Annotated in this window: 7 protein-coding genes; 2 read left to right on the top strand and 5 right to left on the bottom strand. The window is 71.2% G+C overall.

What is annotated here, in order from left to right; genetic code table 11:
• The 3 genes from AOK09_RS22760 to AOK09_RS22750 all read right to left on the bottom strand — a co-directional run.
• Window positions 1-486 (bottom strand): ABC transporter ATP-binding protein (locus AOK09_RS22760; RefSeq protein ID WP_157875998.1); only part of this gene is annotated, 486 nt, incomplete at its 3' end.
• 175 nt (window positions 487-661) lie between these two features.
• Window positions 662-2,038: an aspartate aminotransferase family protein gene (locus AOK09_RS22755; RefSeq protein ID WP_055589087.1), complete on the bottom strand. Its 1,377-nt coding sequence runs from the start codon at window positions 2,036-2,038 to the stop codon at window positions 662-664.
• Window positions 2,035-2,508 (bottom strand): Lrp/AsnC family transcriptional regulator, encoded by a 474-nt coding sequence (locus tag AOK09_RS22750; RefSeq protein ID WP_055589088.1) that lies wholly within the window; start codon window positions 2,506-2,508, stop codon window positions 2,035-2,037. Before AOK09_RS22750 ends, AOK09_RS22755 begins: the two co-directional genes overlap by 4 nt.
• A 243-nt stretch (window positions 2,509-2,751) precedes the next feature.
• Between AOK09_RS22750 and AOK09_RS22745 the strand changes: the two genes are divergently transcribed.
• On the top strand, window positions 2,752-4,182 hold the full coding sequence (locus tag AOK09_RS22745; RefSeq protein WP_055589086.1) for a gamma-aminobutyraldehyde dehydrogenase: 1,431 nt from the start codon (window positions 2,752-2,754) through the stop codon (window positions 4,180-4,182).
• 64 nt (window positions 4,183-4,246) lie between these two features.
• Here the strand turns inward: AOK09_RS22745 and AOK09_RS22740 are convergent, their stop codons facing one another.
• Together AOK09_RS22740 and AOK09_RS22735 are read right to left on the bottom strand one after the other, a co-directional pair.
• Window positions 4,247-4,687: an Lrp/AsnC family transcriptional regulator gene (locus AOK09_RS22740; RefSeq protein WP_055589085.1), complete on the bottom strand. Its 441-nt coding sequence runs from the start codon at window positions 4,685-4,687 to the stop codon at window positions 4,247-4,249.
• A 98-nt stretch (window positions 4,688-4,785) separates the two neighbouring features.
• Window positions 4,786-6,447 carry a PucR family transcriptional regulator gene (locus AOK09_RS22735; protein ID WP_055589084.1) on the bottom strand — a complete coding sequence of 554 codons (1,662 nt, stop codon included), beginning with the start codon at window positions 6,445-6,447 and terminating at the stop codon, window positions 4,786-4,788.
• A gap of 438 nt (window positions 6,448-6,885) precedes the next feature.
• Here AOK09_RS22735 and AOK09_RS22730 point away from each other — a divergent pair, with 438 nt between their 5' ends.
• A complete protein-coding gene (locus tag AOK09_RS22730; RefSeq protein ID WP_055589083.1) occupies window positions 6,886-8,433 on the top strand; it encodes a gamma-aminobutyraldehyde dehydrogenase in 1,548 nt (515 codons plus the stop codon).
• Window positions 8,434-8,481: the final 48 nt, after the last annotated feature.

The raw sequence follows: 8,481 nt of genomic DNA, 5'->3' as shown, positions 1-8,481 counted from the left end.
CGCCAGGGCGCGGGCGACCGCGATGCGCTGCCGCTGCGACTGGATGATCTCGGCCGGGCGACGGCGGGCGCAGTCGGCCACATCGAGGCGTTCCAGCCATTCGGCCGCCGCGGTGCGGGCGGCCCTGCGGCCGGCGCCGGCCAGCAGCAGCGGCAGGGCGACGTTCTCCGCGGCGGTGAGCTCGGGCACCAGGTCGGGCTGTGACCCGACCCAGCCGAACTGCTCGCGGCGCAGTCGTTCCCGGTCGGTGCGGGAGAGGGTGTGGACGGCCAGGTCGTCGTACCAGACCTCGCCCTCGTCGACCGGCAGCTGGGCGCTGAGGCAGCCGAGGAGGGTGGTCTTACCGGAGCCCCGCGGGCCGGTGACGGCCAGTACCTCGCCCCTGCGCACGGCGAGGGAGACTCCGCGCAGTGCCGGGGTCCCGTCGTGGGACTTCACCACGCCGCTTGCTCGCAGCACGTCGCTGTCCGGCGGGGCCGCTGTCAAGAGAACCTCCGGCTCTAGGTGTCACATGTCAGATTAGAACCACAAGGACACGAAGAGGTCGCGGCACACGGTGCGAAGTACATCCAATCGGATATATGTGACTGGTATTCATGCGCCAAAGGGCGGCTCCCGAACCGGGAGCCGCCCTGGCGGAGGGTTGTGCGAAGGGTCAGGCTCAGATCTTGGTCCACGCCTCGGTGAGGGTGGCCCGCAGGATCTGCTCGATCTCGTTGAAGGTCGACTGGTCGGAGATCAGCGGCGGGGCCAGCTGGATCACCGGGTCGCCGCGGTCGTCGGCACGGCAGTAGAGGCCGTTCTCGTAGAGCTTCTTGGAGACGAAGCCGTACAGGACGCGCTCCACCTCCTCGTCGTTGAAGGTCTCCTTGGTGGCCTTGTCCTTCACCAGCTCGATGCCGTAGAAGAACCCGTTGCCGCGCACGTCGCCCACGATCGGCAGGTCGTGCAGCTTCTGCAGGGTGGACAGGAACGCGCCCTCGGTGTCCAGCACGTGCTGGTTGAGCTTCTCGCGCTCGAAGATGTCCAGGTTGGCCAGCGCTACCGCTGCGGAGACCGGGTGGCCGCCGAAGGTGTAGCCGTGCAGGAAGGTGTTCTCGCCCTTGTAGAAGGGCTCAGCCAGCCGGTCGGAGATGATGGTGGCGCCGATTGGGGAGTAGCCCGAGGTCATGCCCTTGGCGCAGGTGATCATGTCGGGCTGGTAGCCGAACTTGTCGGCGCCGAACATGGTGCCCAGCCGGCCGAAGGCGCAGATGACCTCGTCCGAGACCAGCAGCACGTCATGGCGGTCGCAGATCTCGCGGACCCGCTGGAAGTACCCGGGCGGCGGCGGGAAGCAGCCGCCGGCGTTCTGCACCGGCTCCAGGAAGACGGCGGCCACGGTGTCCGGGCCCTCGAAGAGGATCTGCTGCTCGATCTGGTCGGCGGCCCAGCGGCCGTAGGCCTCCGGGTCGTCGCCGTGGATCGGGGCGCGGTAGATGTTGGTGTTGGGCGCCTTGTGGGTGCCGGGGACCAGCGGCTCGAAGGGGGCCTTCAGGCCCGGCAGGCCGGTGATGGAGAGCGCGCCCTGCGGGGTGCCGTGGTAGGCGACGGCACGCGAGATGACCTTGTACTTGGTCGGCTTGCCGGTCAGCTTGAAGTACTGCTTGGCCAGCTTCCAGGCGGTCTCCACGGCCTCGCCGCCGCCGGTGGAGAAGAAGACCTTGTTGAGGTCGCCGGGGGCGTAGTTGGCCAGCCGCTCGGCCAGCTCGATCGCCTTGGGGTGGGCGTAGCTCCACACCGGGAAGAAGGCCAGCTCGGCGGCCTGCTTGGCGGCGACCTCGGCCAGCTCGCGGCGGCCGTGGCCGGCCTGCACGACGAACAGGCCTGCGAGGCCGTCGAGGTACTTGCGGCCCTCGGCGTCGTAGACGTAGGTGCCCTCGCCCCGGACGATGGTGGGGACGGGAGTGTTCTCGTACGACGACATCCGGGTGAAGTGCATCCACAGATGGTCGTAGGCGGACTTCGACAGGTCCTTCTGGGCGGGGTTCGCGGTCATCTGGTGCCCCAGGTGTAGGTCTGTTTCCGGAGCTTCAGGTACACGAAGCTCTCGGTGCTCCGCACGCCGGGAAGGGCGCGGATGCGCTTGTTGATCAAATCCAGGAGATGCTCGTCGTCCTCGCAGACCAGCTCGGCCAGGAGGTCGAACGAGCCTGCGGTGGCGACGACGTAGTCCACCTCGTCCAAGGCGGCCAGGGCGTCGGCGACCGGGTCGATGTCGCCCTCGACGTTGATGCCGACCATGGCCTGCCGGCTGAAGCCGACGGTGAGCGGGTCGGTCACGGCGACGATCTGCATCACGCCCTGGTCGAGCAGTTTCTGTACGCGCTGCCGCACCGCGGCCTCGGACAGGCCCACGGCCTTCCCGATGGCGGCGTACGGGCGGCGCCCGTCCTCCTGCAACTGCTCGATGATCGCCTTCGATACGGAGTCGAGGGGAACGCTGCCGTTCCGGTCGCGGTTGGCCACGGCCACCACTCTGCATGATCGACAGGATGTTCGCAAGGGAATCCGTCGTTGATCTTGCAGATCGCTGCTGATTCCATCGTTCTCGTCGCGCGGGTATGTCGATAACGTCGGCCACGCGACTACCCTGGTCCGTATGTACGGGCAGCAGGACGTGATGTCCGCAATCCGTACATACTTCAGTGCACCGTGCCTCGCCCGGTGCGGCCACCCGGCGACCCGAATGCAGGATTCGAGGAGAGATCCGTGAGCGATCTTCGCGCGCTGCGCAACTACATCAACGGAGAGTTCGTCGACGCGGCGGACGGCCGGACCCTGGAGGTGGTCGACCCCACCACCGGTGAGGTCTACGCCACCTCCCCGCTCTCCGGCGAGGCCGACGTCGACGCCGCCATGGCCGCCGCCGCCGAGGCCTTCACCACCTGGCGCGACACCACCCCCTCCGCCCGCCAGCGAGCCCTGCTCAAGGTCGCCGACGCGATCGAGGCGCGGGCCGAGGAGCTGATCGACGCCGAGTGCCGCAACACCGGCAAGCCCCGTGAGCTCACCCGCTCCGAGGAGATCCCGCCGATGGTGGACCAGATCCGGTTCTTCGCCGGCGCCGCCCGGATGCTGGAGGGCAAGTCCGCCGGTGAGTACATGGAGGGTCTGACCTCCTACGTCCGCCGTGAGCCGGTCGGCGTCTGCGCCCAGGTCGCGCCCTGGAACTACCCGATGATGATGGCGGTGTGGAAGTTCGCCCCCGCCATCGCCGCGGGCAACACCGTGGTGCTCAAGCCCTCCGACACCACCCCGGCCTCCACCGTGCTGCTCGCCGAGATCATGGGCGAGATCCTCCCCAAGGGCGTCTTCAACGTCATCTGCGGCGACCGCGAGACCGGCCGCATGATGGTGGAGCACAGGACCCCGGCGATGGCCTCCATCACGGGCTCGGTGCGCGCCGGTATGCAGGTCGCCGGCAGCGCCGCCAAGGACCTCAAGCGGGTCCACCTGGAGCTGGGCGGCAAGGCCCCGGTGGTGGTCTTCGAGGACGCCGACATCCCGGCGGCCGTCGAGGGCATCTCGGTGGCGGGCTTCTTCAACGCCGGCCAGGACTGCACCGCGGCCACCCGGGTGCTGGTGCACGCCGACATCCACGACGAGTTCGTGGCCGCCCTGGCGAAGGCCGCGGCCGAGACCAAGACCGGCGGCGTCGACGAGGAGGACGTCCTCTACGGCCCGCTGAACAACGCCAACCAGCTCAAGCAGGTGTCCGGCTTCATCGAGCGGCTGCCGGAGCACGCCAAGGTCGAGGCCGGCGGCAAGCAGGTCGGCGACCGGGGCTACTTCTTCGCCCCCACCGTGGTCTCGGGCCTGCGCCAGGACGACGAGATCATCCAGAACGAGGTCTTCGGCCCGGTCATCACCGTGCAGAAGTTCACCGACGAGGCCCAGGCCGTCGCCTACGCCAACGGCGTCGACTACGCCCTGGCCTCCTCGGTGTGGACCAAGGACCACGCCCGCGCCATGCGGATGTCCAAGGTGCTCGACTTCGGCTGCGTGTGGATCAACACCCACATCCCGCTGGCCGCCGAGATGCCGCACGGCGGCTTCAAGAAGTCCGGCTACGGCAAGGACCTCTCCGCCTACGGCTTCGAGGACTACACCCGTGTCAAGCACGTCATGACGGCGATCTGACACCGGGGGCCGCCCCGGAGGCCCTCGCCTCCGGGGCGGCCCCCGCCGCACCGCCGTCCCCGGCTCAGCCCACGTCCCACAGGAAGCGGTGGGTGTGGATGCCGAAGTAGGGGAAGGTCTCGACCCCGGTCACCCCGTCGATCGGCCGCACCACGTCGTTGACCAGGTCCAGCAGATCGGCCGGCTGCCCGCACACCACCTCCGCGAAGAGGTCGTACGGACCGGCGGTCAGCACCATGTAGACGACCTCCTCGCGCTGCGCCAGCACATCCGCGACCGCCCGTGGGTCGCCGTCCACCGATATGCCCAGCAGCGCCATCGACTGGCGGCCCATGGCCATGGGATCGGTCACCCCGACGACCTGCACCACCTTGGAGTCCAGCAGCCGCTGCAGCCGCTGCCGGGCGGCCGACGCCGACAGGCCGACCTTGGGGCCGAGGTCCGCATAGGCGATCCGGCCGTCGGTCTGCAGTTCTCTGAGGATCGCCCGGTCGATGTCGTCCACGTGGCCCCGTTTCTTTGTGCTCGCTCAACGTCACCAGCTGATCGCTGATCCCGCACTGTACCCAGGGCCCCTGCCCCCGGGCAGCCCGCGTCCGCGCCTCAGCGCCGCACCGCGTCCAGCGCCAGCAGGGCCACATGGAGTGACAGACAGGACTCCACCTGGTCCAGGTCGACGCCCAGCACCCGCTCCACCTTGTGCAGCCGGTCGTAGAACGAGGGCCGGGACAGATGCGCCGCGTCGGCCGCCGCCGACTTGTTGCGCCCCTGCTCCAGATAGACCCGCAGCATCGGCACCAGCTGGGTGGAGTGCTCCGCGTCATGGGCCAGCAGCGGCCCCAGCTCCCGCTCCACGTACGTCTGCAGCCGGGCGTCGTCCCGCAGCAGGTGCAGCAGTCCGCGCAGCCGCACGTCGGGAAGCCGGTAGTACGACGCCGACCGGGCCCCGGGCAGCGGCGAGTCGTGCAGGGCGGCGTCCGCCACCTGCACGGCCTCGATCAAAGTGCGACGGGCGTCGCGCACCGAACCCACCGAGGAGCCCACCGCGACCACCGGCTCCGTCGCGGGACGGCCCCCGGAGCGCGCGTCCTCCCCGAGCAGCCGGCCCAGCGCCGCGGCGAACCCGTCCAGCGAGGCGTGCTCCTCGTCGTGCGGGCCGAGCGCCACCAGCAGCCCCACGGCCTCGTCGTCCAGCGCCCCCACCAGAGCCGACATCCGGCGCTCCCGGACGGCGGCGGCGGCCGTCTCGGTGAAGTCCCGCAGCCGGGCCTGCGCCTCCAGCGCCGCGGAGGCCGGGGGGCGGCGCTGCCGCAGCACCACGCCCACCAGCCGGCGCCCCTCCAGCGGCACCCCGAGCGCCTGGGCGCGCAGCGCCACCTCGGAGACGGTCAGCGCATGGGTGAGGATCCCGGACAGCAGGGTGCGGTGGGTCTGCCGCTCCAGGCTCTCCCGGTCCCGTACCAGCAGCCGGTTGAGGGCCAGGGTCGCAGCCCCCCGCTCCAGCAGCATGGTGTGCCGGTGCGGCTCCTCGCCGGGGAGCGGCCCCGGGTCCCCCACCAGCACCAGGCGGCCCCAGTCGTGCCCCCGCGCCCCCACCGAGGTCACTAGCCAGCCGCTGCGCGGATCGTGCCCCGTACGGCCGGCCGGGTGCACCCCCCGGGAGCGGCGCTCCCAGTCCTCCAGCAGCTCCTCGGCGCCCCGGCCCGCGGTGTCGTAGGCCAGCACCTGGTGGGCGAGGTTCTCCAGGACGGCGGGCAGGCCGGCCATCCGGGCGACCTGGCGCACCACCTCGGCCGGTTCGGCGCCCTCCACCGCCAGCTCGTTGAAGGTCTGGTGCACCGCCTCGGAGGTGCGCAGCTCCTCCAGCTGGGCGTTGACCACCAGGGCGTGCACCGCCTCGGTGACCGCGACGAAGCGCAGTTCCCGGCGGAGCGCGATCAGCGGCAGACCGTGCTGCTCGGCGGCGTTCACCAGGGCCCTGGGCAGAGTGTCGAAGTAGCGCCGGCCGAACTCCACCACCAGTCCCGCCGCGCCGACCTCCGCCAGCTCGCCGACATAGCGGGCCAGGCCCTCGCGGTGGTCCGGCAGTGCGATGCCGGTGGTCAGCACCAGCTCCCCGCCCTGCAGCATGCCGGCGATGTCGGGCAGCTCACTGATGTGCACCCAGCGGACGGGCCGCTGCAGCCGGTCCGCCCCGGCGACCACCTGGGGCAGCCCCCGGCGCACCACGTCCAGGTCGAGCACACGGGCAACGGTGGGGAACACACGGCCTCCTGTTGGCGGGGGGCACCGCGCGGGTTCACAGTGACAGCAGCATCATGCAACGCGGAGCTGGGAGACCGGCCCGCCGGGCGCTTGGCACCCTGTAAGGCGCCCGGTCCCGGGGTTGGCGTCCTGTCTCTTGTCGCCCCGGCGCCGCGGCGGGCATGGTCAGCGGGTCGGCCGTGGGAGTACCGCAGCCCGGCACTTGATTCCGTCGTTTAACCAAAAGGCAACAACGGAATCCCTTGTCGGATCCCAGGTTCTCTTGCGATGATCGCGCAATCCCAGTCGACGGTCAGCGCAGCCGTCCCATACCGGCGGGCGGCGAGGAGGCCGCGCCCAGCGGTGCAGTCCTCTCCCGCCCGGGCCGACCGGTCCCCGCGTCCCGGGGACATGACATCCCAGCAGCCCACCCGGCGCAGCCGAGCGCATGGAGGAACCATGGACCGGACGACGGACGACCCCTTCGCGGAGGGCGGCATCCGCTTCGCCGACGGAGCCCAGTTCATCGCCGGCCGGGTCGCCGAGAGCACCGGTGACCAGCACGCCGATGTCATCGACCCCTCCGACGGCAGTGTGCTCCAGCGCGTCCGGCTGGCCTCCGCCGCCGACGTCGACCGGGCCGTCGCCGCCGCCCGCGCCGCCTTCCCCGGCTGGTCCTCGGCCACCCCCGGAGCCCGCTCCGAGGCCCTCAACCGGCTCGCCACGCTGCTCGCCGAGCGCGCGGCGGACTTCGCCCGCGTGGAGACCGCCCAGACCGGCAAGCCCCTCAAGCTCTCCAGCGAGTTCGACGTACCCGGCACGGTCGACAACACCGCCTTCTTCGCCGGAGCGGCCCGCAACCTGGAGGGCCGGGCGGCCGGCGAGTACTCCGGCGACCACACCTCCTACATCCGCCGCGAGGCGCTCGGCGTGGTCGGCTCCGTCGCCCCGTGGAACTACCCGCTGCAGATGGCCGCCTGGAAGATCCTCCCGGCCGTCGCAGCCGGGAACACCGTCGTCCTCAAGCCGTCCGAGTTGACCCCGCTCACCGCGCTGATGTTCGCCCAGGCCTGCACCGACGCCGGCCTGCCGGACGGCGTGGTCAACGTGGTCACCGCCGACGGCCGCACCGCCGGTGAGCACCTGGTCTCCCACCCGGACGTCGCCATGGTGTCCTTCACCGGCTCCACCCCCGTCGGCCGCCGGGTCGCCGAACTCGCCACCCGCACCGTCAAGCGCACCCATCTGGAGCTCGGCGGCAAGGCCCCCTTCGTGGTCTTCGACGACGCGGACCTGGAGGCCGCCGTCCACGGCGCCGTCGCCGCCTCCCTGATCAACGGCGGCCAGGACTGCACCGCCGCCACCCGTGCCTACGTCCAGCGCCCGCTGTACGAGGCGTTCGTCGAGGGCGTCGCCGAGCTCTACGGCACCGTCCGGCTCGGCGACCCGCGCCACCCGCAGACCGACCTCGGCCCGCTGATCTCCTTCGCCCACCGCGACCGGGTGGCCGGGTTCGTGGAGCGCGCCCGCGCCGCCGGAGCGGTGATCGCCGCCGGCGGCCGGACCCCGGAGAAGGGCCACGACGGCACCGACCTCACCCTGGGCGCCTACTACCCGCCCACCCTGGTCGCCGGGGTCCCGCAGACCGCCGAGGTGGTGCAGAGCGAGATCTTCGGCCCGGTCCTCGCCGTGCTGCCCTTCGACGGCGACGACGAGGGCATCCGGCTGGCCAACGACACCCCGTACGGCCTGGCCGCCTCGGCCTGGACCCGCGACGTGCACCGCTCGCTGCGCGCCACCAGGGAGATCGCCGCCGGCTGCGTCTGGGTCAACGACCACATCCCGATCATCAGCGAGATGCCGCACGGCGGTTACAAGGCCTCCGGCTACGGCAAGGACATGTCCCAGTACTCACTGGACGAGTACACCCAGGTGAAGCACGTCATGTACGACACCACCGCGGTCGCCCGCAAGGACTGGCACCGCACCGTCTTCGGCGACAGATGACCGAGCCGGCCGGCCGCCCCGGGGCCCCCGACCCGGGGCGGCCGGCCC

The organism is Peterkaempfera griseoplana (assembly GCF_001418575.1).
In the GTDB taxonomy this organism is placed as follows: Bacteria; Actinomycetota; Actinomycetes; order Streptomycetales; family Streptomycetaceae; genus Peterkaempfera; species Peterkaempfera griseoplana.
The sequence above is the reverse complement of the archived record's forward strand: the minus strand, read 5'-3'. Positions and strand labels throughout refer to the sequence as shown.

Bases quoted from the DNA above. Each gene is read 5' to 3' on its own strand.
- AOK09_RS22755 (WP_055589087.1), bottom strand. From the start codon at position 2,038: ATGACCGCGAACCCCGCCCAGAAGGACCTGTCGAAGTCCGCCTACGAC.
- AOK09_RS22730 (WP_055589083.1), top strand. From the start codon at position 6,886: ATGGACCGGACGACGGACGACCCCTTCGCGGAGGGCGGCATCCGCTTC.